The sequence below is a fragment of the Bradyrhizobium sp. AUGA SZCCT0177 genome (assembly GCF_018130125.1).
Classification (GTDB): Bacteria; Pseudomonadota; Alphaproteobacteria; order Rhizobiales; family Xanthobacteraceae; genus Bradyrhizobium.
The window spans coordinates 145,864-166,840 of sequence record NZ_JAFCMA010000019.1; the positions used below are offsets into that span (position 1 = coordinate 145,864).

Sequence of the window (20,977 nt, forward strand, 5' to 3'; positions counted from 1 at the left end):
CTCGTCGCGGGACGCGATCAATGCTTCCATTAGTGAGAATTTCGGGCCTGTTGAAGGTTTCCGCAGAAAGTACTGAAGCGCAAAACACGACTGCCGCCGGCACCGCATCTGCCGAAGCGGTCAACATGATTAGAGAACTGCGCGATGCGGCGCGCGAGATCCCGACGAGCCAGGAATATCCGAATTCAAAGATCAGTTTCTAAACTAACTCATTTTCCGACTTGTGTTCTTTCAACCGGGGAGACCGGTTATGGTCGAAACTCGTATTGCGCCCCGCTATCGTGTTACGAAGGCCGCGAAGATAGAACACGGTGGCGATAAGATCGGTTGCGTAATTCGCGACATCTCGGCAACTGGGGCAGCGATCGAGATATCTGATCTGGTTCGAGTGCCCAGAGAATTCACATTAATAATTCCTGAAGACAGGCTGAAGCTGCGGTGCCGCGTTGTTTGGCGCAAAGAATACCGGATTGGCGTTGCATTCGATTAGTGCAATCCGGCCGTGATAGCTGGAAGCCCGGGCTCCGCATTCCTGTGGCCCATATACGACAGGCGTGATGCACGATGTCTACGAATGCAGAAATTGCCTGAGCACGCAAAGCGTTGTCACTGCCGTCTTACGGAAAGGTTCGCACTTAGCGAACATCGCCGGTTTGCCAAATGACCGCTTCGCGCGGCCGATAGCGGTCGGCGCAGCGACGCGCCCGGCGCTGTCGGTTGGTCGCCATTCGATTTCAGCAGATTGACCCCCGCGGTGACAATATCCATATGGGGGCAGAAGAATCGGATGAAGCCTGCCGTTTCGGACTAGCAAGCATGCGGCCTTGTAGCTTGGGCGGCGTCATTTCAAGTGGTTTCGTTCGGGAGTTTTCATGACTGCACTGTCTATCCTCGATCTCGTCCGCGTCACCGAAGAAACCGATGCGCGCGGCGCGCTCTATAACGCCCGCGATGTCGCGGTTCATGCCGAGGCCTGGGGATATCGCCGCATCTGGGTGGCGGAGCATCACAACATGGCCGGCATCGCGAGTGCCGCGACGTCGGTCGTGATCGGTCATATCGCCGCGGGAACAAAGACCATCCGGGTCGGCGCGGGCGGGATCATGCTCCCGAACCATGCGCCCTACGTCATCGCCGAGCAGTTCGGCACGCTGGCGCGGCTGTTTCCCGGCCGCATCGACCTTGGGCTCGGCCGCGCCCCCGGCACCGACCAGCTCACGCTGCGCGCCTTGCGCCGCACGCCTGAAGCCGCCGAAAATTTTCCGCAGGACGTTCTGGAGGTGCAGGCCTTCCTGGCGCCGGCCGGTCCCAACCAGCGCATCCAGGCGGTGCCGGCGGCTGGAACGGAAGTGCCGCTATGGATTCTGGGATCGAGCAATTTTGGCGCGATGCTGGCGGGCGAACTCGGGCTTCCCTATGCCTTCGCCTCGCACTTTGCACCCGAGCTTCTCATACCGGCGCTGCAGATCTACCGCAGCCGCTTCAAGCCGTCCGAGCAGCTCGATCGTCCCTACGCGATGGTCGGCGTCAACATCATCGCTGCCGGCAGCGATGCCGAAGCGCGCCGGCTGGCGACGACGCAGCAGATGTCCTTTACCAACATCTTCCGCGGCGCGCGCGGCCTCAGCCAGCCTCCGATCGACGACATCGAGAGCTATTGGTCGCCGGCGGAAAAGAGGCAGGCGATGGGCATGCTCGCGCGCTCCATCATCGGCTCGCCCGATACGGTTCGCGCCGGCATCGATGCGCTCGTTGCGGAAACCGGCGCCGACGAACTCATGATCGTGTCCGATGTCTACGATCACGCCAAGCGGCTGCGCTCCTTCGAACTGATCGCCGGCGCCGTGGGGATCGCCGGCTGAATGATACATTGTTGCCGGTTTTTCCGGGCACGGTTTGATTCTTGATCCAACTCGGAAGCCCGCCGGAATCTCATATTGCAGCAATGAGTCGGATTTCATCCTATCAAAGCACTCGTCTCAACCGCTAACATGCCGTCTCCAGCATCTGGGGAGCGACATGCGGCGCCGTGATTTCATGACACTGCTGGTCGGAGCTTCGGGTGTGGCTTGGCCGTTTGCTGCGGACGCCCAGCAGCCGGCCAGGATTGCGCGAATAGGTTACCTTGCGACCAATCTAATCAATCAGGGTCTGCTCGAAGCTTTCCGTCAGGGACTGCGTGACCTGGGTTACGTCGAAGGCCGTAACGTCGTGATCGAATACCGGGATGCCCAGGGAAAGCTCGAGCCGCTCCCGGCCCTTGCGGCCGAACTGGTCGCGCTCAAGGTGGATGTCATTGTGGCCTCAAGCACGGCGGCCGCTCAGGCCGCCAAGCAAGCGACCGCGGTTATTCCCATCGTCTTCGCGACGGTTCCCGATCCGGTTGCGACCGGGTTGGTCACCAGCCTTGCGCGACCGGGCGGCAATGTCACGGGGTTGTCTAACCTCAATGCGGACCTCGTCGGCAAGTGTCTGGAATATCTCACGCAGGCCGTCCCGCGGGTCAGTCGCGTCGCGGTGCTCTGGCAGCCAGGCGCCTTCGGCGAACGCACGGAAAAGGAGATGCTGCAGGCAGCGGCAGCCGCCGCGCGGGCGCTCGGGATCCAGCTTCAATTCGTGGAGGCGCGAGATCCCGCCGATATCGACAAAGCCTTTTCGGAAATCACCGGCGCGCGGGCGGATGCGCTAACTGTACTGGTGAGCGGCATGCTGCTTGGTGAGCGAAGACGCCTCGTGGACCTCGCTGGCAGGAACCGTCTGCCGGTCATCTACACATTCAGAGAGCTGGTGGATGCCGGCGGCCTTATGTCCTACGGACCGAGCCTGGATGGTTTGTTTCGGCGCGCCGCCAGCTACGTGGATAAGATACTCAAGGGGACCAAGCCTGCCGACCTGCCCGTTGAGCAGCCAACCAAACTCGAGCTGGTCATTAACCTGAAGACCGCGCATGCGCTCGGTCTCACCGTGCCGCCGACACTGGTTGCTCGCGCCGACCAGGTGATCGAATAGACTTGCATGCAGCGGTGGTTGGCGGTGGCAAGACCGCGTCACCCGTACACCTGCGTGGGCGATCAAGCGGCCACTCAAGCCATTCCCGCCGCGCGACAAGAAGCAGGCGACCACGGGGCCGGGGATCGCGGCTCGCTGAACTAGATTTCGCAGCCGGCTGTATTCAAGGCTTTGCGCAAACCACCAAACGCGCTCAGCCGGCAGTGCAGGGGCTCGCTGGCGGCGGCTTTTGAACGCTCGGCACTGGTAGCTCGCCTGATATCGGCAGTTCGCCTGATATTGGTGGCCTTTGGCTTCGGCTTGGGAAGGGCAGCGGTAGTGACCTTCTTTGATTTGGGATCGTGCCGGTGGCGGTTGATCCTCGGGGCCTCCGAAGGCCATATGAAGGTGGCTTCCGGAGGCGGCGAGGGAGGAATGCGTTCGTTGACGAGAGCAGGCTGCGCTGGCGTCTCGGTTTTCGCATAGTTAACTTCAAGCTTATCAGCCTTCGCCAACGCACCCTGTGAATCGGAAATGCCGACGGTTGTTTCGGCGGGGGGCTGAACGACCGCTATTGCAGTACGCGGTGGAGTTCTGAGTTCCATCGCCGCAAGCGCTCCTATGCCCAGTGGGATGAGGAGGCCCAACAACACCATTCTCAACATGATGCTTCTCCGGCCATGATAGTGCCGGTGCAAATTCTCCGATCTAATGAGGCTACTTGGCGGCGGTCCGCGCAGGAACCTCACCCACGTGCAGGATGTTTGCCGACAGGGTTAACCGCCCGCCGATGTCGCCTTACCGAGACTATCAGCCTATCAAGTATCAGCCGATCAGATGAATGGTGGGCGCGCCCATCACACCGGCCTTTTGCATCGCAGCCTTCAAATCATCACTCGCCGTCCAGGCGCGCGCCTTGGCCAGGTCTGACACGTTGGCTACGATCACAAGGTCATTAGGGTCTTCCGCGTTGCGGTAGACGCGGCAGTTCGTGACTCCAGCCGCGGTCCGGCTCGATTCGTGGGCGTCATAGCCCGGACGCCATGCTGCGTAGTCGCGGACTCTGTGATGGATAATCATCGAAGCCATCGGTCCCTCCCGCATGTTGTTTTCCAGCGAACGGCTGCACCGGTCGCCGGTCAAGATCGTAAGCGTTTTTGTACCTGGCGTCTAATGGATGGCCTGCTGCACCGCAATTGCGGGTCGATATGGCGCTTCGATCAGCAACGACGCGCGCCGCGATTGGAGCGGGCCCTCCGCCCGAAAGAGTGTAGCCGTTATGACGTCTATCACCCGAAGCGCTGCAATCCGAATTGGCGACTCGGCTTTTGACTGGCGCAGGGCGACATTCCTTCCTTGGGTCGGGAGAGTCCCGTCGAGTTGTGCAGTGCGATTGCGACGAGGGAGGCGACCATGAATTTTTGGCAGATGTCCGACGGAATCCGGCTGCATCATCAGCAGCCCCCTCATCATGACGGGTACGACGGCCACGACGTTCGAGACGTGGCATGGCTGGATCCTTCACTGAATTTCGCGATCGGCACCCGTTACAATGGCGCTGGCGACGGCGGCTATGGCTCCTTCTTCGGTGCGGAGATGCACCCGCCTGTCGCGCGTTCTGATTGGCTTGATGCAGAACACGGAGGTATTCAAAGCAAGGCCGATGCCCAGTCCAATGCGGTGCACGCCGATCAACACGCCGGCCAGACGGGCCGCAACGATGGAGGCGGCAGCGCGACGACTGGCGCAGAGGTATCAGCCCTCAATTCTGGTTCTGGCCCAGGCTATGGCTGGCTTGATTCCACCACGATCCAGAGCGGGGCCAATCAGGCGGGCAACGGCGGAGATGGATATTTTTATGGAGGCACCATCCACGCCTCCTTGCTCATTTATCAGCCGATCAACATCGCGGTCGCGATTGGATATGGCTCCAGCGCCCACGCTGAACAAACCAACAATGTGAGTATCGATCAATCAGCCGTTCAAATCGCCGGCGTCGGGGGAAACGGCGGCAATGGCAACGCCGCATCGGGAGGAGACGTCGGCAGTTCTTCCTCTGGCACCGACCTGATCGCGACCGGCGGCAATGGCGCCGGCAATGGCGGCGACGGCTACTTCTTCGGGAGCCTGGTGAACGCTCCTGTCGTTATCTACCATCCCGTAAATATTGCCATCGCCGGTGCTGGAGGCACGGCCGAGGCTACTCAGTCCAATACGGTTGTGATCGATCAATCCGCCGTCCAGATCGCAGGTGTCGGTGGCAATGGCGGTAACGGAAATGCGGCAGGCGGCGGCAACGTATCGATGCTCGGACACACTTCCGGATCGGGCAGCGGCGGGACTGACTGGCTGATACATACTGGCGACAACCATGCGGGCAATGGCGGCGACGGTTACTTCTATGGAGGCCTCGTCCACGCATCCTTCGCGATATATAACCCGGTCAACATTGCGGTGGCCGGGTATAATTCCAGCGCGCATGCCTTCCAGGCGAACAACGTGCAGCTGGATCAATTCTCCTTTCAGATGGCCGGCCTCGGAGGAAATGGGGGCAACGGCAATGCCGCAGCGGGCGGAAACGTCTTCTCCGGCTTCGGAGGTGGCTCCAATGCCATCGCAACCGGGGACAACACTGCCGGCAACGGTGGCAGCGGCCATTTCACGGGCAGCATGATCGATGTCAGCATCGCGATTTATGCGCCGATCAACATTGCGATCGCTGGCCCCAATTCGACGGCCCAAGCCGACCAGATCAACAATGTGATGCTCGACCAGAGCGCGGTCCAGATCGCAGGAATCGGCGGGTACGGCGGCCACGGCAATCTTGCGCTGGGTGGTGATGTCGCCACGCATCTTCTGTCTGAACTTCATTTGATAGGATAGGGCGAGAATTCGCTGCCGCTCCGATGGTGAGGCCGAAGCCGCTCGCGTCCCGCTGATCGACCAGGAGCGCTCGCGCTTCGCCATGCTGCGTCGCCATCGAGAGGCGCCAAGGCATGTAAAAGGCATGTAATCCTTTCGTGTGTAACGCCTACCGAACAGGATGGCACTCCATTTGCCATCTATCCGGCTCATGCAAGTGGGGATCAGACTTGTTGACACATCCGCTATCCTGATCCGGACGGATGGTGCGTGAAATTAAACACAGGACGGAGGCTGACATGATGGCCAAGGCAAAGGGACTGATCAACGTTTCCGACTCCATCGAGTTCAAATCGATCAACACCGGGGGCAACAACGCCGGAAATGGCGGCGACGGCAGCTTCTCGGGAAAAATCGTCAACCAACCGAGCATCAGCTTCGATCCATACAACAAGGCGAGCGGTGCCAGCGTGGACGTGAAAACCGGCGATCACGTCAATCAGAAGGCGGAATGGGATGCCGGCGGCGCAAACGGAAAGGCTTCGTGGTTTGCGAAGGCCGAGGGAGGAAAGGCCACGTCGAACGGAAACCAGGACTCCGACAGCGGACATAATACCTCCAAGGTATACGCCAACACGACGGCGCAGCAGTCAAACTCGCTGAAGGCGGACATGCATCAGGAAGTGGTGGCTGGTATCGGCGGCGACGGTGGAAACGGCAACATCGCGCTGGGTGGAGACGTCCACTTTGAATTCGATACCTTCTGATCGGCAGCTTGTCCGACTGGCAAGACCGGCGGCAGCGGCCGCCGGTCCACGACTCGCCGCCGATCAATGCGGCGCCACGCCGGACTGACGGTGGAACGAGAAGGTCGAATCCTCAGGGCTCTGGCGGTGACGACAATGCTGATGCCGCCCCTCCGATTACACCTCGCAGCACAGCCACAGACAAGGCTGCAGGCGGCGCTCTGGGCCTGCGCCGGCACGCTTGGCATCGTGTTCGCATACAGTTGCAGCTACAATCTGCTGCTCTTCGCTCCGTCCATCTACCTGCTTCAGATCTATGATCGGGTTTTGTCGAGCCGGAGCGGCCACACGCTTCTGATGCTCACCCTGATCGTTGCGCTCACCGTTGTGGTTGGTGGCGTACTTGACGCGCTGCGCCGCGCCGTGTTGGGGCGGCTCGGGGCATGGCTCGAAGATCGCCTTCGTCCCCCCGTGCTCTCGGCCAGCCTCGAATGCGCCAACCGCGGCAACCCGGCGCAGGCATCGCAGGCGTATCGGGATCTCACTGTTCTGCGTCAGTTCGTCGAATCCAATGCATGCCCGATACTGTTCGACGCGCTCTGGGTACCTTTGTTTCTAAGTGTGCTTTTTCTCGTACATCCTTTGCTGGGAGTGATAGGAGCCTGCAGCGTGCTCTTCCTGTTCGGCCTCGCTCTGGTCGGCGATGTCCTCACCGAGGATGCGCAGGCCAGGTCCGGAACTGCCTGGGCCAGAAGCCATAGCCGGTTCGCGACGGCTGTCGATAATGTTCAATTGATCCAGGCCATGGGGATGCGCGACCGCGCCGCGCGCCTGATCTGCCAGGCCGCGCAGGACGCGCGAAGCGAGCACGACGAGGCCCAGCGGCGATACGAGATCATCATGCTTGTCGCAAAGCCGGCACGCGCATTGTCGCAGGTCCTGATCATGGGAGCCGCCGCGTGGCTGGTGCTCGACTACAACAGAAGCCCCGCCATTATCTTTGCCTCGACACTGCTGTTCAGCCGCGCGCTCGCACCCGTCGAGGGTGCCATTGCTGGCTGGAAAGCTTTCGCGACGGCCTTGAGCGCCTATCGGCGGCTCACGGACGTCCTTGTCGTCATCCCCGCTGTCCCGGAGAGCGCGGGCATTGCGTCGAACCGGTGCCGTCTCGTCGTCGACAATGTCGGCGTGGCACTGCCAGGCTCCGGCGTATTCCTGCTGAGAGAAGTCTCGTTCAGCCTCGCGCCTGGTGAATGCCTTGGCATTATCGGTCCGTCCGGCTCCGGCAAATCAATGCTCGGCCAGGTCATTGCCGGAATCTCGACGCCAACTCAGGGGCGCGTCCTGCTCGACAACGTCGACGTATCGGTCTTGCGTGAGGGAGGGGGCGATCGTCACCTCGGATATCTGCCGCAGGACATCAACCTGTTTGGGGAGACGATAACGGATGCCATCGCAGGGCTGGATGATAGCGATCCGCAGAAGGTCATCGCAGCCGCGAAGCTCGCCGGAATCCATGACACCATCGTTGGGCTGCCACAGGGGTATGACACCGTCATTCCCGGCGGCGGCTGTGCTTTTTCGCGCGGGTATCGCCAGCGTCTCGGCCTTGCGCGGGCATTCTTCGATGACCCGCGCCTTGTCGTGCTCGACGAGCCGAACGCCAGCCTCGATTACGTGGGCGAGCGCGTGCTGTTCGATGCCATCGAGCAGCTGAAGAAAGCCAACATCACGGTGATCATCATCACCCATCGAATGGGTATTCTCGCGGCCACGAACAGAATTGCCATCATGCAGGGCGGCGCGGTCACGGCATGTGGCGAAAGCGAGGAGATTTTCGAGAGGTATTTGAGCCGACCGCAAGTCACATCACAGGTCACGTTGCCCGAGAGTACGCCCGCAGCCGCCAACGTGTCACCTCAGCGAGTTGTCCCGTGACCGACGTTCCAGACAAGCCGCCGCACTCGTCTTCCCTCGTCCCGGAGCGGCGAACCAAGGTCGTGATTACCGCGATCGACGATATCGAGCCTCTGGAGTTTGCATGGTGGACGGCCCCGACGCCAGCTTCACCTCGCGCCGCACTCCGCGGCTTCACCTGGGCAGGCAATCTGCTGGTCGTCTGCTTTGTGCTGGGCCTGGGAATCTGGTCGGGCTTTGCGCCACTCGAGAGTGCCGCGATCGCTTCCGGCGTCGTGGAAACGGAATCGAGCCGGAAGACGATTCAGCACCTTGAGGGCGGCATCGTCAGGGAAATTCTGGTTGCCGACGGCGACGCAGTGCGCGCCGGGCAGGTGCTGATCTGGCTGGACGACACCAGGGCCCGCGCCGAGGTGCAGAGCCTTCAGGGCCAATTGTGGGACGCAACGGCACGTGAAGCAAGGCTCCAGGCCGAGATGCAAGGGCAAGAGCATGTGTCGTTTCCGGCCAGGATGGCGACTGCGGGGAAAGAGAATTCATCGGCCGCAGATGTCCTCACCGCGCAGCGAAACATCTTTGAAACGCGCCGGCAGGTCTTCCGGTCTCAGCTCGCCGTCGTCCGGGAGAAAAGCCTCCAGGTCGACAAGGAAATCCTGGGCCTCAAGGCGCAGGAAACCGCCGTCGCGCAGCGGGCCGCAATCGCCCGCGAGGAACTGGACATGGTGGCCACCCTCGTCAGCAAGGGGCTCGAACGGCGGCCGCGCCTTCTGAACCTCGAACGGGAAGTGGCTGAAATACAGGGGCGGCGGGGCGAGATCGCCGCGCATATTTCGCGCGCCGAGCAGGTCATTAGCGAATCGCAGGCGACGCTGCTCAAGCTCGAGAGCGACCGGCAAAACGAAATCGCGCAGTCGCTGCGCGAGGCACAAAATCAGATGTTTCAGCTACGCGAGCGATTGCGGGCGGCCGAGGACCAGCTGTCGCGAACCGAGGTCAAGGCTCCCGAGGACGGCGTGGTAACCGACCTGCGGATTCATACCCCCGGCGGCGTGATCGGGGCTGGTGCCCCGCTTATGGATATGGTGCCCCGGCAGGATCGCCTCATCGTGACCGCGCGCATCAGGCCCGAGGACATCGATGTGGTTCATCCAGGACTGAATGCCGACGTGCATCTGCTGCCCTACAATCAGCGCCGCGCACCGCGTCTCAGTGGGACAGTGACGCACGTATCCGCCGACCGCCTCGTCGACAAGCGTACCGAGCAGCCCTACTACGCAACCAAAATTCGCGTGCAGGATGCGCGGATCGCCGAGCAAGACATCCGGATCATCCCCGGAATGCCGGCACAGGTGTTCATCACAACCGGGCGCAGCACCGTGGCACTCTACGCCCTGAGGCCCCTGCTCGACAGCTTCAACGGCGCGTTCAAGGAGGATTGAGCGATTAGAGCGTTTTCCAGCGAAGTGGACACCGGTTCGCGTCAAGAAAACGCGTCAAATCAAAGAATCCAGAGCCCCGTTCCGATTCCATCGGAACGGAAAAGGCTCGAGCTGCCTCAAGATGCGCCTGGGCTGGTATCGCGTTCATGGCCCGACAGCCGGCCGCTCCAGCGGAGCACCGCCTCAGTGCGGTTGCGAGCGGCACACTTCCGCATGATATGATGAATATGCATTTTAACGGTGTTTTCCGAAAGATTCAGTTTAGCCGCAATCAGCTTGTTCGGAAGACCGAGTTCCAGTTCCGCAAGCACGTGTTGCTCGCGAGGCGTGAAATCGATCAGGTGTTTTTCTGGCGCGTCTTTCGCAGCGTCAGCGGCCAAGTATCCCGACGGCAACTCGGCAGCAGAGAGCAATTCCGGCGCTGTCGTCCCATTTTGCGCGATGATCGGAAGTGGTCTGTAGACGCCGCCGGCGAGAACAAGACGCAGGCCGGCAACCGCGACCTCGACCGGGATCGAGGTCGGGAAGAAGCCTCGTACTCCCCTGTGCATTGCGGCCAATGCCGTGGCCTCGTCATCACGGTTCGACAAGAGCGCGATGGAGGCATTGGGGCAGTAGTCCACGAGGAGAGCGAGATCGTCCTCGACAGATGGATCGGTGATGGACTTGTCCCCGGTACTCAGCGCCACCAGGCAAACATCTCGTCCCGACACGAAATCCAGACCGTCCGTGGTCGCCATTTCGACGATTTCGAACCCCGGTAATTCCCGCCGGAGAATGCTTAGAATGCAGGTACGCGTTAAAGTGAGAGGCTCGATGATCACCAGGGCCGGCATTTGCGGCGATCCATTGAGCCGTTCTGCGTGGTTGACGACTTGGTCCATAATAACCCCGAATTCAAAAAGCTGTTGGGCCACCCCACTGATTCCAAATTTCCACCGATCATAATTGCCTGGCGCCAGTCCATGAGAGGTGCCCGATTCAGCAATCGTTGCTCAAGGGTCTCAGGGATATCCATGACGCTGCAGTTGCAGGAGGAAATTCTTTCCACACAATTTCACTGCCGGGCACGATGCGATTTCATCGCACCGCGCTCATTCTGGCTTCTGATTGAGCATGATAGAACCGGTATCCGCAATCCCGGATCATGCCTTAGTTGCAGATGTTACGATACGCGATCGCCGCCGCTGAATCTGCCTTGCCAGAGACGACGTATGCATCATCCTCCTTCACGAGATATAGAAACGGCCTGTCTCCGGTATCTGAACCGGACGCATTCTTCCCTCTGACGTGACCGCAGATGGTGTCCACCGGACGCCCCCACATATTCAGTCTGATGGCCCGCTTCATGTCGCCGAACTCGGCGGACGCCGGATCGTCCATCTTTGCTGCGACTGAGATCTTTGCCTTGTTCAGGACGGGATCCGGGCTTTCGGCGGATCGATAGGTTGGCGAGGCGGGGGTCCTCGACGGCGCGTGCGCGGTTTTGACGATTTGAGCCCGTCCGCGGGACCCGGCCGATGATGGTTTCCTGGGCTTGACCGCAGCGGACTTCGCTCCAGCTGTTGCAGGATATGGCCTGAGTGCCTTTGACTTCTGCGCCATCGGCGGGCCGGTCGGGGCTCGGTCGAGGCAGCCTTGTGGCGCGCACTCCTGGAGGCTTGCCTGCGACGGGCCAAGCCCATAGCCGATCAGGAGTCCAGCCAGCACGCCAATGAAAAGCAGTCCCATGCAATTCCCCTCCTCGAGGGCGGAATTCCCATTGCACTCTTGCCGCAACTTCTTGATTTTACTGCTGAGGAGTTATCTGTTGCGCAAAAGCGTTAAGCGCTCATTAAGCGTGCATCCCGTGCGAAATCACGCTCCCGCATGGTTAACGTTGACGCACCGCCGAGCAGTCGATTGCCTGACGGATCTGTCCGCTCAATTCAAATCTGACCGGCTGCCCGGTTTACTTTGTTGGACCGTTGCGCGATCGGCCGTGTAGCCGCTCGCAGGTGGCGGTTGCTTCGTCAGCCTTTTCGGTGAATGTCCTGCTGTCCCGCTCTGCGCCAGGAGCAGCCATGGCCAATAGCTGAGCCCGGTTGCGCCATTTCCCGGCTCGATGCCCAGCGAAAAGTGCTAGGCTATCGCGTGGGGGCGCACCGGACATCAATCAAATGGATCGGTATCCAGGCGATCAATTCCCTTATGCGGCGTTCTTCTGGCCTGCGATGGTCGCTGCATCGGCCGCTGAAACCGCCTCGTCCGTCGCCGCGCAGCTTCTTGGATTCTCAGCCGACGCTGGTGGCGCCAGTCCTGCGCAGGAGCCGGAAGGAGCCACGCCAAGCACGATCGCGCTGAAGCTGCATGCCGTCCGGCTTCGTGACTTTACTGTCGGCGGAAGCGGCGTTCCCACCCTGCTGTGCCCACCGCTCGCGCTGCATGGAGCCGCTATCGCCGACCTTGCAGCCGGCCACAGTCTCGTTGCTGCCCTCCATGGCGCTGGAATTGAACGGCTGTTCATGGCCGATTGGCGCTCTGCCAGCGCTGACATGCGATTTCTCGGAATCGACGAATATCTTGCCGATCTCAATGTCCTTGTCGATCATCTCGGCGGCCTGGTCGATCTCGTGGGGCTTTGCCAGGGCGGCTGGTTATCCCTGGTCTATGCGGGACGCTTCCCGGCCAAGGTACGCAAGCTTGTGATGGCCGGCGCGCCGGTTGATATTGCCGCGCGGCAATCCGGTTTGTCTGTTATCGCCGAGGCGACCCCACGGTTCGTGTTTGAGAACCTGGTCAAGTCAGGTGATGGTCTCGTTATCGGCCGCAACGTCGCGCCGTTCTGGGGGAACGAGACTGATCCGAACGATATCCGCAACTCTCTGCAGACCGTGCAGCCGATCGGCTCGCCGGAATTCACCCGACTCGAAGCCATCTTCAAGAACTGGAATTCCTGGACGATCGACGTTCCCGGAAAATACTATCTCGAAGTTGTCGAGAAACTGTACAAATGCAACGCGCTCGCCAGCGGAAATTTCGTCGCCCTGGGAAAAGAGATCGACCTCTCGCGGCTGCTGCTTCCGATGTATCTTCTGGCCGGGAGCGCCGACGAAGTGGTCGCCCCGGAACAATTGCTTGCAGTGGAACGGCTCGTGGGAACGCCGGCGGAATCTCTGCGCCACGCGGTCGCCCCGTGCGGCCATCTAAGTCTGTTCATGGGGAGGCGCACGCTTGAGGAGTATTGGCCCGGGATTGTGCGCTGGATGAAGCAAGCTGAATGAGCCCGGGGGTCATCCCGTGCAAATGCTTGAGTGCGCTCGGCTTGAAGCTGGTCGTGGGGTCATGGAAGTCCGATACCGTCACTGCAATTGCAAACTGATCAGTTTTTTGCTGCGATGCGTTCGTCTGCATCTGGCTCTTGGCGAACATGTTCAGTGTATGGAATGTCCGCCTTGCGCCAGGTACGGACCTCCCTGGGAGGTCAGGTTTTTTCACCCATCCCAGGTCTCGGTCAGCCGCCACGCTGCTGCTGCGAAGCTGAGTTCAACCCCTATCGACGTCCCCGGTTGAGCAGTACGATGCGGATTGAATGAAGCGGCGGAAGACTGCTCGGTGGCGGCAACGAGACAAAGGGGGCGGCAATGGTGCGGCTGGAACATGCGGTGCTGGCGGCGGCAATGATGGCGGCGATGGGCACGCCCGTCGCGGCGGAAGTGCTCGACGCCACCTATCGCGGCACCATGGTATGCGACAAGCTGCCGTTTACCAGCGACAAGATGCGCGAGGCCATCGAGGTTACGATCAGCGGCAGCACCGCGCGCTACACGCATGTGGTGCGGCTGCGCAACGCCGCCGTCGAGGCCACCGCCGAGCAGGGCACCGGAAAAATAGACGGCCAGAAGATCGATCTTCAGGGCACCTGGAAGAGCGGCAGCCGCGAGTACCAGGCGAAATACAGCGGCAGCTTCGTGCGGCGCAGCGCCGGGCTGAAGGGCACGCAGACCTGGAGCGACGGCGGCAAGACCGTAACCCGTGCCTGCGCGGGCGCGATCAAGCGACCGCTCAAGCCATTCCTGCCGCGCGACAAGAACCAGGCTGCCGCGAAGTGAGGAGCGGGTGCGGTCGCGGCAGCCAACTTCTCGATGGGCTTGTAGGCGCCCCGCAACCCCCCGTCATCTGTGGGCAAGGAAAGATCTCGCCTCCTTGGCCAGGGGAGGCGAGATCAGGCAATTCAGCTCTCGGCTTGCTGAAATCAGCTGCGGGGGATCGGGGGGCTGAAGCCGCCGTTGAACGAAAGCAGCTTTGCGATCTGCTGCGGCGTCAGCAGGTCGTGATTCCGGGGAATGTGCGGATGCGCAATGGTGCTGGTGCCGATCAGGGAAGTGACGCCACCTGAAGCGATCGCAAGCTCGGTGTCGTTCAGAAGTCCGGTATGGCTGGTCATCGGTTTGCTCCTTCGTGTCCGACCGGGGCGATCATCGCTCCGTTTCATCGGTGAGCCGCACAATGCCCCCGTCTGCCGCGCCGCGCTGTTCCCTGGGGAACAAGCCTTGCGTTGGGCGCAGTCTGCTTTTGGCAAGAGCGGCATCAGCCAGTCATCGCTTCTCCTGCGTGCGCGCACGCACAAACACGACTCACCTTCGCGGCACAGTGAAGACTTCGCATGAGGAGAGGCACCGTGTTTTTACGGGGTGCGAGGCTTGGGCCGTTCAAGGTGCATTCATCATCGACTGCCTATTCAGCGCCTGGGGCGGCAGACTGCTTGTGATGGGACCGTTATGTCGCTTGCCCCTGATGACTTCGATCCGCTGGCCGTTGTTATTGACTGGCTCGACGCATGTCGATCAGGCGACCTCGACGCGTTGCTCGATCTCTACGACGAGCGCGCCACTCTTGAATGCGATTGTGAGGGTGCGCGCCTGACCGGGCGAGAGCCGTTGTCGGCTTACTGGACCGGCAAACTTCAAAATCTGCTCCCGACTGCCTTTACCCTCGACGATCTCACGGTGACGGAAGACGGCATTTGGGTCGATTATCGGAACAACAAAGCCAGTCTGGTGCGGGCGCATTTTCGTTTCAGCCCGTCAGGCAAGATTGAGCGCACCCACTGCGGGCCGGTGGACCGACGTCTGTCGGCATAACCGACGTTCGCGAACCGTCGATGATCGCTATCAGGTTCAAAGCGGACGGCGATTAAGCGACATACTTTCCAGAGAGTATCCTGCCGGGAACAAGTGGCAATCCGGGACGTTAGTGCCGACGCTAATACGCTCGCAGACCCTCGATGGGCCACCAAGTCCCCTCTTGCCGTCCGTCGACTTCTCTGCGTGATCCCTGCCGAGCACCCGCTCGGCAGGGCTTTTTATAATGCTCGGCAGCGCTGCTCATCATCGCGACGACAAGCTTTTTCGGACACTGCATCAGCATGCTCGAACGAGGCGCAAACCTCAAGCACGCCTTCTCCGCTATTGAAGTAGAGGATTGGTATACAGCGAGAGTCATTGATCTCAACATGGGAAGCCACGTTCTGAATTGCGCCGCGAGTCGTGCACAGGAGGCAAAGGAAACGCCGGTTACCTATTTTTCCCGGCTCGGAACCTATCTCGAGATCACGGTGTTGACGTGCATTCTTGGAGACACGGTCATGGCATCTAGCGCGCGCATTTTTTTCGCAGGGGTGGGAACTACTTTTGTCATCCTGGGAGTTGGCTTTGGCAGCGGACTCCTGATGGCTAACTCGGCGCTCAAGGAACGCTCCGGCTACCAGGCACGTACGACCGCGGAACTGCCGTCCGCCGTCAGGGTCATCCTGCCTACCACGGCCGAGGCGGCCCAGCCGCCGCAGCCGCCCCAACAGACATCGCAACAGGCTGCGGTGGTGGACTCGGCACCCGAGCCGGTGCAGGCAACGCAGCCGGAAAAACGCATTGAGAAGCCAGACGCGAAGAAGGCTGAAGCCGAAGTGCGTGAACGCCGCAAACGCTACGCCGAACGCAAATCCAGGCGCGAGGCTGCCCGGGCGAAACAGCGACTGGAACCACGAGAGCACGAAGAAGCCCCGGTCATGGCTTTTGGTAGTGACGCCACTTCGCGCCTGGTGATGTTCGGCAACTAGACGCCGCGAACGCTTGAACGCGTGGGCGGCTCCTCAAGCTCGTCCGCCTATTTGTCCGTAAAAAACGTCAGTAAGACTTTGCCCTTTTCGCCGATCAGGCAGAGAAAGGTTCGGCGCGTGTCCTGCTTGCCTTTTTCGAGATAGGCATCGCCAATAACAATGGTTTTGATGGGCGTGTCCTCGACCTTCGTATTGGCCTTTGCAACCGTCATTCCGTCAACGTCGAGAGTCACGTCCTTGATGCCGGGATTGCGCTCTCTCAGTGCAATTAAACCCGTCGACCGGCACGCCTCCAGTTCGGGGTTCGCAACTTGAGCTGATACATTTTCGACGGAAATGCCGATTTCGACGGAAATGCCGATAAACAATGTCGCGAGAGAGATTGCAATTTTTCCAACGCGCATTTTGGTCTCCAACATGAAGTTTCAATACGAACAAGTGCCGGGATGTCGCCGCTGCTGGCCAGGGGGAAAGTTGCGCCGTCACCGCGGATTCGTGTCAGAGACCCGTGAGCGGCACCGTGGATGCCCACCGCTGTCGCGTTTTCGAGCGAAGCATGTCCTCGGACTTGATCCGGGGTGGATACCGCTTCGCAGAGCAATCAAGTTTACGCAGATTGCTTAAACTTATCTGCGGTAGAAAACGCGTCCAAGACAACAGTCTGGAGCTTCGGTTCTCATTCAATCAGAACCGATAAGACTCTAGGCCGCAGCGATCGTCTTTTCGATATCGTGCACCGCATGACCGGTAAGGTCCTTCGAGATCTCGCCGCGAAGAACCTCCGACAGCTTTTTATGATAGCTCTTGCGAAGTTCGCCGAGGGTGCGCGGGGCGGCGATGATTATGAGATCCGAAATTTCGCCATCCAGAACCCGTTTGTTGAGTAAACCCGCTATTCCGCCGGCGAAGCCGTCTTCCGCGGCTTGGCTTTCGTCAGGATTGGCGGAACTGCTCTGATGGCCCGCGCCGGACCCCTTGTTTACGTTTTCGATCTCCGATTCAGGCATCGCCGTCAGCGCTGGGCTGGCCTCATCGCCGGTATTGCTAAAGAGGTTGAACTTTTCTCCGTCGGCGACGGCCACGATTGTTCCCTTGGGAAGCAACATGAAATCTCCAGAGTGTGAGGAATGCACTGAGATGCAGGCTGCACGTCAATCGATCAGGGCGCGCTTGGTTCCGGCCCGGTAATGGCACGGTTCGCACGAACGAACTATTTGCGGGGTGTCCGGTCGCTTTTCGACTGTATCTGCTGGCGGCAAAGTACTGCGCAACTTCCGTTTAACGATCACCTTCCCGGTGGTGGGGGCAGTAAGCGTGACATGCTCCAATGCGATCCGTCTATGGCTTCCGGGCGTGACTGCGCAGCCCCGGAAGACCGACGGGGAGGAAGGTCGCGATGCGACAAATTGGCCCGACGGGCAAATCAGTTCCGATTATCGGAATTCGTGTCAAGTCCTGAAATAAAAAATATTTCTGTTTACCAGAAGTAAAATCAGAGGTATGTGTTTGGCCATCCCGTCCTACTCAGAAGGGCGTCGGCCGTCGTCACGGACGTTGGGCGGGTTGCGGTGGACGCTGGTTTACGCCTCGACGACGGCGTGGATAAGCGTACGGCAAAACCGTGTGGTCCTGGCGCCCGTTGCTGGTGTCAAGCCGTCGGCTAAGCGTGAGCTGAACCGACGGTGACGGAGTCAACCAAGAACTCGTCTCCGGGGAGATCACGGCATAAGCCGTAAAGCCATTGCGCAGGGAAGGCCGGGTGTTCTCCGCTGCCCTGTATGCTCGTGTGCAGCCTACTTAGTGCTAACCGCACACGGGACCGCGGGTGCAGCGCGCACCCGGTCTTCCCTGCGCCCTCTATTTGAAGAGGGCAGGAAGTTTCTGGCAAAGCTCGGGCGCAATGCGCCGCGAGATCGCGAAACTATTTCCACGTCGTCCCGGCGAACGCCGGGACCCATAACCACAGGAAGAAGTTTTGCGAGAAGAAGTTTTGCGAACGGTCTCTGTTACCGAGCCTCTATCGAGAGATCACGCGGTATGGGTCCCGGCCCCCCGTGCGCAATTGCGCACTAGGCCGGGACGGTGATGGAGTTGGGGACGCAGCAATCAAACCGGCTTGCCCGTGTACGGCATCGACGCCGTCAAACCGCCGTCGACCGGGATCGCCTGGCCGTTGACGTAGGACGCGTCGTCGCTGGCAAGGAACAGTCCCATCGCTGCGAGTTCATGCGGCTGGCCGGCGCGCTTCAGCGGATTGAGCTGGCCGATCTTGCCCTCGGTGCCGCGCTGTTTGGCGTTGTCGAAGATCGGCTTGGTCATGCCGGTTTCGATCAGGCCAGGGCACACTGCATTGATGCGCACGCCGGTGCCGGACAGCGAATAGGCGGTCGTTTGCACCAAACTGATCACGCCGGCCTTGCTCGCGCCATAGGGATGTCCGCTGGCGCCGGCCTTGAGACCTGCGACGGAAGCGGTGCAGACGATCGAGCCCGACTTCTGCCTGATCATGTGCGGCATCGAATGCTTGATCGCGAGGAACGGTCCGATCAGGTTGATGCGCAGCACTTCCTGCCAGTGCTCCACCGTCTGTTCAGGAATCGGAACCAGCCCGCCGCTGACGCCGGCATTGGCCCAGATCGCATCGAGCTTGCCGTATTTCGAGACCGCCTTGTCGATGAAGGCCTTCACGTCGGCTTCCGATCCCGCATCCGCCATCACGGCTTCGACAATGCCGCCGGCGTCACTGACGAGTTTTGCGGTTTCCTTCACCGCTTCGCTGCGATCGACCGCAATCAGTTTTGCGCCTTCCCTGGTGAACAGCAAGGAGGCCGCGCGTCCGATCCCGCTGCCTGCGCCGGTGATGATGACGGATTTGCCTTCGAGGCGGCCCATGAGTTTCTCCCTGGTGTGGATGTGGTTATAGCGTTTTCAAGCGAAGTGGCTACCGGTTCGCGTGCAGAAAACGCGTCAGACATAGATACGCTTGCCGCCTTGCGGAATTTCAAACAAGATTTCAAACGCTGAAGTCACTTGAGACGTTGCGTGCTCTGACGTACAGCGACAGTGAACACTATTGAAGGGTGCCAGCGATGTCCAATACCGACAAATCAGTAGCTGCTCCGAAGACCGGAGTGGTTACCACGCGCTGGTGGTGGGTACGGCATGCGCCGGTCCGCGAGGATGGCGGCTGCATCTACGGGCAAAAGGATCTGGGCTGCGACACCAGCGATCGCGTGGTGTTCGACGCGGTCGGAAAAATCCTGCCGCGGGGCGCGGTCTGGTATTCAAGCAACCTGAAGCGCACGCATCAGACCGCGGACGCGATCTGGGCCGCCGGATTTCCGAGGCCCGCCGACATGCCGCACATCAAGGACTTTGCCGAACAGCATCTCGGCGAATGGCAGGGCATGAATCGCGCGGCGTTTCTGGCCAGCCGTCCCGCCGGCAGCCATTGGTTCGCGGCGATCGACGAACCGGCTCCCGGCGGCGAAAGTTTCATGGATCTCTACAACCGTGTCTGCGGCGCGATCGAGCGTATCACCAGGGAGCATGCCGGCAAGGACGTGATTGCCGTGACCCATGGCGGAACGATCAAGGCGGCGGTCGGTCTTGCGCTCGGCGGCTTGCCGGAGAAGGGCCTCGCCTTCGACATCGATAACTGTTCGGTCACGCGGCTCGATCACGTCGCTAGCGAGAACCATTCGATCTGGCGGCTGCCGATGGTCAACCAGCAGCCGTGGATTGCGGACGTCTCGCACAATGCGATGCATCAGCCGGCCGGACCGGAGATCGTGCCGCCTGCGACGAAGCTTGCCTGAGCCGTCATTCCGGGGCACGCGAAGCGTGAACCTCAGATGCGCAATTGCGCATCGGGGAATCGAGATTCCGGGTTCGATGCTTCGCATCGCCCCGGAACGACGTTAAGTTTTAACGAGAACCGGCGGACCGCCGGACCAACATCTGGGAGAGAGACATGAGCTTGTTCGACATGAAGGGCAAAGTCGCCGTCATCACCGGCTCCACGCGCGGCATCGGCCTTGCCATCGCCGAACGCATGGCCGAGCACGGCGCCAAGGTCGTGATCTCCTCGCGCAAGCAGGACGTCTGCGATTCCGTCACCAAATCGATCAACGAGAAATTCGGCAAGGGCACGGCGGTCTCGATCGCGGCGAACATTTCCAGCAAGGAAAACCTGCAGAACCTCGTCGATGAATCCAACCGCGCCTTCGGCAAGATCGACGTGCTGGTCTGCAACGCGGCGTCCAATCCTTACTATGGTCCGCTCGGCGGCATCTCCGACGATCAGTTCCGTAAGATCCTGGACAACAACATCGTCGCCAACAACTGGCTGATCAACATGGTCGTGCCGCAGATGATCGAGCGCAAGGACGGCTCGATCATCATCGTGTCTTCGATCGGCGGTCTGAAGGGCTCGACCGTGCTCGGCGCCTATGCGATCTCGAAGGCCGCCGACATGCAGCTCGCGCGCAACCTCGCCTGCGAATACGGCAAGCACAACATCCGCGTGAACTGCATCGCCCCCGGCCTGATCAAGACCGATTTTGCCAAGGCGCTGTGGGACAATCCCGATACCCTGAAAGCCTCGACCGCGCGCTCGCCGCTGCTCCGCATCGGCACTCCCGACGAGATCGCGGGCGCCGCCGTGTTCATGGGATCGGCGGCCGGCGACTTCATGACTGGCCAGACGATTGTGATCGACGGTGGGGCGACGATTAGTTGATCTCGAAAAAACTATCTCGTCGTCCCGGCGAACGCCGGGACCCATACTCCGCAGCGGTCGTTGTTGCGGGAAGTATCTGATGCCGGCGATCTTACCGATGGGCCGCGGCGTATGGGTCGTAAGTCTCGGTGCCTCGATTAAGATGGGGCGATCGAGGCGGGCGTTGCGGGGTTTATGGGAGGTCGTT

22 protein-coding genes are annotated in these 20,977 nt (G+C 60.5%); 14 read left to right on the forward strand and 8 right to left on the reverse strand.

Annotation, left to right across the window (positions count from 1 at the left end; all coding sequences use genetic code 11):
• The first annotated feature begins 50 nt into the window (after positions 1-50).
• The 4 genes from JQ597_RS22625 (at position 51) to JQ597_RS22640 (ending at position 3,009) form a co-directional block, all read left to right on the forward strand.
• Positions 51-203 (forward strand): hypothetical protein, encoded by a 153-nt coding sequence (locus tag JQ597_RS22625; RefSeq protein ID WP_212266590.1) that lies wholly within the window; start codon positions 51-53, stop codon positions 201-203.
• Between the two features lie 47 nt (positions 204-250).
• A complete protein-coding gene (locus JQ597_RS22630; RefSeq protein ID WP_212266593.1) occupies positions 251-490 on the forward strand; it encodes a PilZ domain-containing protein in 240 nt (79 codons plus the stop codon).
• A 382-nt stretch (positions 491-872) separates the two neighbouring features.
• Complete coding sequence (locus JQ597_RS22635; RefSeq protein WP_212266595.1) at positions 873-1,862, forward strand: LLM class flavin-dependent oxidoreductase; 990 nt, start codon at positions 873-875, stop codon at positions 1,860-1,862.
• Positions 1,863-2,019: 157 nt separating this feature from the next.
• On the forward strand, positions 2,020-3,009 hold the full coding sequence (locus JQ597_RS22640; protein ID WP_212266597.1) for an ABC transporter substrate-binding protein: 990 nt from the start codon (positions 2,020-2,022) through the stop codon (positions 3,007-3,009).
• 140 nt (positions 3,010-3,149) lie between these two features.
• On the opposite strand, the gene JQ597_RS22645 is transcribed toward JQ597_RS22640, so the two are convergent.
• Positions 3,150-3,653, reverse strand: coding sequence for a hypothetical protein (locus JQ597_RS22645; RefSeq protein ID WP_212266599.1), 504 nt, complete (start codon positions 3,651-3,653; stop codon positions 3,150-3,152).
• 160 nt (positions 3,654-3,813) lie between these two features.
• Positions 3,814-4,077, reverse strand: coding sequence for an antibiotic biosynthesis monooxygenase (locus JQ597_RS22650; RefSeq protein WP_212266601.1), 264 nt, complete (start codon positions 4,075-4,077; stop codon positions 3,814-3,816).
• Positions 4,078-4,401: 324 nt separating this feature from the next.
• On the opposite strand from JQ597_RS22650, the gene JQ597_RS38500 reads away from it, so the two are divergent.
• The 4 genes from JQ597_RS38500 to JQ597_RS22670 all read left to right on the forward strand — a co-directional run bounded on the left by JQ597_RS38500 (position 4,402) and on the right by JQ597_RS22670 (position 9,952).
• Positions 4,402-5,871 (forward strand): hypothetical protein, encoded by a 1,470-nt coding sequence (locus tag JQ597_RS38500; RefSeq protein ID WP_212266603.1) that lies wholly within the window; start codon positions 4,402-4,404, stop codon positions 5,869-5,871.
• A 278-nt stretch (positions 5,872-6,149) separates the two neighbouring features.
• On the forward strand, positions 6,150-6,617 hold the full coding sequence (locus JQ597_RS22660) for a hypothetical protein (protein ID WP_192738788.1): 468 nt from the start codon (positions 6,150-6,152) through the stop codon (positions 6,615-6,617).
• A 135-nt stretch (positions 6,618-6,752) separates the two neighbouring features.
• Positions 6,753-8,534, forward strand: coding sequence for a type I secretion system permease/ATPase (locus JQ597_RS22665; RefSeq protein WP_212266605.1), 1,782 nt, complete (start codon positions 6,753-6,755; stop codon positions 8,532-8,534).
• Entirely contained in the window at positions 8,531-9,952 is a 1,422-nt protein-coding gene (locus JQ597_RS22670) for an HlyD family type I secretion periplasmic adaptor subunit (RefSeq protein WP_212266682.1), read from the forward strand. The genes JQ597_RS22665 and JQ597_RS22670 overlap by 4 nt, the downstream gene beginning before the upstream one ends.
• Positions 9,953-10,068: 116 nt before the next feature.
• On the opposite strand, the gene JQ597_RS22675 is transcribed toward JQ597_RS22670, so the two are convergent.
• Both JQ597_RS22675 and JQ597_RS37740 read right to left on the reverse strand, forming a co-directional pair.
• Entirely contained in the window at positions 10,069-10,869 is an 801-nt protein-coding gene (locus JQ597_RS22675; RefSeq protein WP_349628871.1) for a helix-turn-helix transcriptional regulator, read from the reverse strand.
• Positions 10,870-11,104: 235 nt separating this feature from the next.
• Positions 11,105-11,683: a hypothetical protein gene (locus tag JQ597_RS37740; RefSeq protein ID WP_249148108.1), complete on the reverse strand. Its 579-nt coding sequence runs from the start codon at positions 11,681-11,683 to the stop codon at positions 11,105-11,107.
• A gap of 482 nt (positions 11,684-12,165) precedes the next feature.
• Between JQ597_RS37740 and JQ597_RS22685 the strand changes: the two genes are divergently transcribed.
• Together JQ597_RS22685 and JQ597_RS22690 are read left to right on the forward strand one after the other, a co-directional pair.
• Positions 12,166-13,215, forward strand: a complete 1,050-nt coding sequence (locus JQ597_RS22685; RefSeq protein WP_212266608.1) for an alpha/beta fold hydrolase — start codon at positions 12,166-12,168, stop codon at positions 13,213-13,215.
• 360 nt (positions 13,216-13,575) lie between these two features.
• Entirely contained in the window at positions 13,576-14,043 is a 468-nt protein-coding gene (locus tag JQ597_RS22690) for a hypothetical protein (protein ID WP_212266610.1), read from the forward strand.
• Between the two features lie 143 nt (positions 14,044-14,186).
• Here JQ597_RS22690 and JQ597_RS22695 read toward each other — a convergent pair whose 3' ends face one another.
• Complete coding sequence (locus JQ597_RS22695) at positions 14,187-14,378, reverse strand: hypothetical protein (protein ID WP_212266612.1); 192 nt, start codon at positions 14,376-14,378, stop codon at positions 14,187-14,189.
• A gap of 334 nt (positions 14,379-14,712) precedes the next feature.
• On the opposite strand from JQ597_RS22695, the gene JQ597_RS22700 reads away from it, so the two are divergent.
• Together JQ597_RS22700 and JQ597_RS22705 are read left to right on the forward strand one after the other, a co-directional pair.
• Entirely contained in the window at positions 14,713-15,075 is a 363-nt protein-coding gene (locus JQ597_RS22700) for a nuclear transport factor 2 family protein (RefSeq protein WP_212266614.1), read from the forward strand.
• Between the two features lie 284 nt (positions 15,076-15,359).
• Positions 15,360-16,049, forward strand: coding sequence for a hypothetical protein (locus tag JQ597_RS22705; RefSeq protein WP_212266616.1), 690 nt, complete (start codon positions 15,360-15,362; stop codon positions 16,047-16,049).
• Between the two features lie 47 nt (positions 16,050-16,096).
• On the opposite strand, the gene JQ597_RS22710 is transcribed toward JQ597_RS22705, so the two are convergent.
• The 3 genes from JQ597_RS22710 to JQ597_RS22720 all read right to left on the reverse strand — a co-directional run bounded on the left by JQ597_RS22710 (position 16,097) and on the right by JQ597_RS22720 (position 18,941).
• Complete coding sequence (locus JQ597_RS22710) at positions 16,097-16,453, reverse strand: hypothetical protein (protein ID WP_212266618.1); 357 nt, start codon at positions 16,451-16,453, stop codon at positions 16,097-16,099.
• A 297-nt stretch (positions 16,454-16,750) separates the two neighbouring features.
• Positions 16,751-17,155 carry a host attachment family protein gene (locus tag JQ597_RS22715; protein ID WP_212266620.1) on the reverse strand — a complete coding sequence of 135 codons (405 nt, stop codon included), beginning with the start codon at positions 17,153-17,155 and terminating at the stop codon, positions 16,751-16,753.
• A gap of 1,000 nt (positions 17,156-18,155) precedes the next feature.
• Positions 18,156-18,941, reverse strand: coding sequence for an SDR family NAD(P)-dependent oxidoreductase (locus tag JQ597_RS22720; protein ID WP_212266623.1), 786 nt, complete (start codon positions 18,939-18,941; stop codon positions 18,156-18,158).
• Between the two features lie 197 nt (positions 18,942-19,138).
• Between JQ597_RS22720 and JQ597_RS22725 the strand changes: the two genes are divergently transcribed.
• On the forward strand, positions 19,139-19,867 hold the full coding sequence (locus JQ597_RS22725) for a histidine phosphatase family protein (RefSeq protein ID WP_212266626.1): 729 nt from the start codon (positions 19,139-19,141) through the stop codon (positions 19,865-19,867).
• A gap of 155 nt (positions 19,868-20,022) precedes the next feature.
• Positions 20,023-20,790 (forward strand): SDR family NAD(P)-dependent oxidoreductase, encoded by a 768-nt coding sequence (locus tag JQ597_RS22730; RefSeq protein ID WP_192733886.1) that lies wholly within the window; start codon positions 20,023-20,025, stop codon positions 20,788-20,790.
• Positions 20,791-20,977 lie beyond the last annotated feature (187 nt).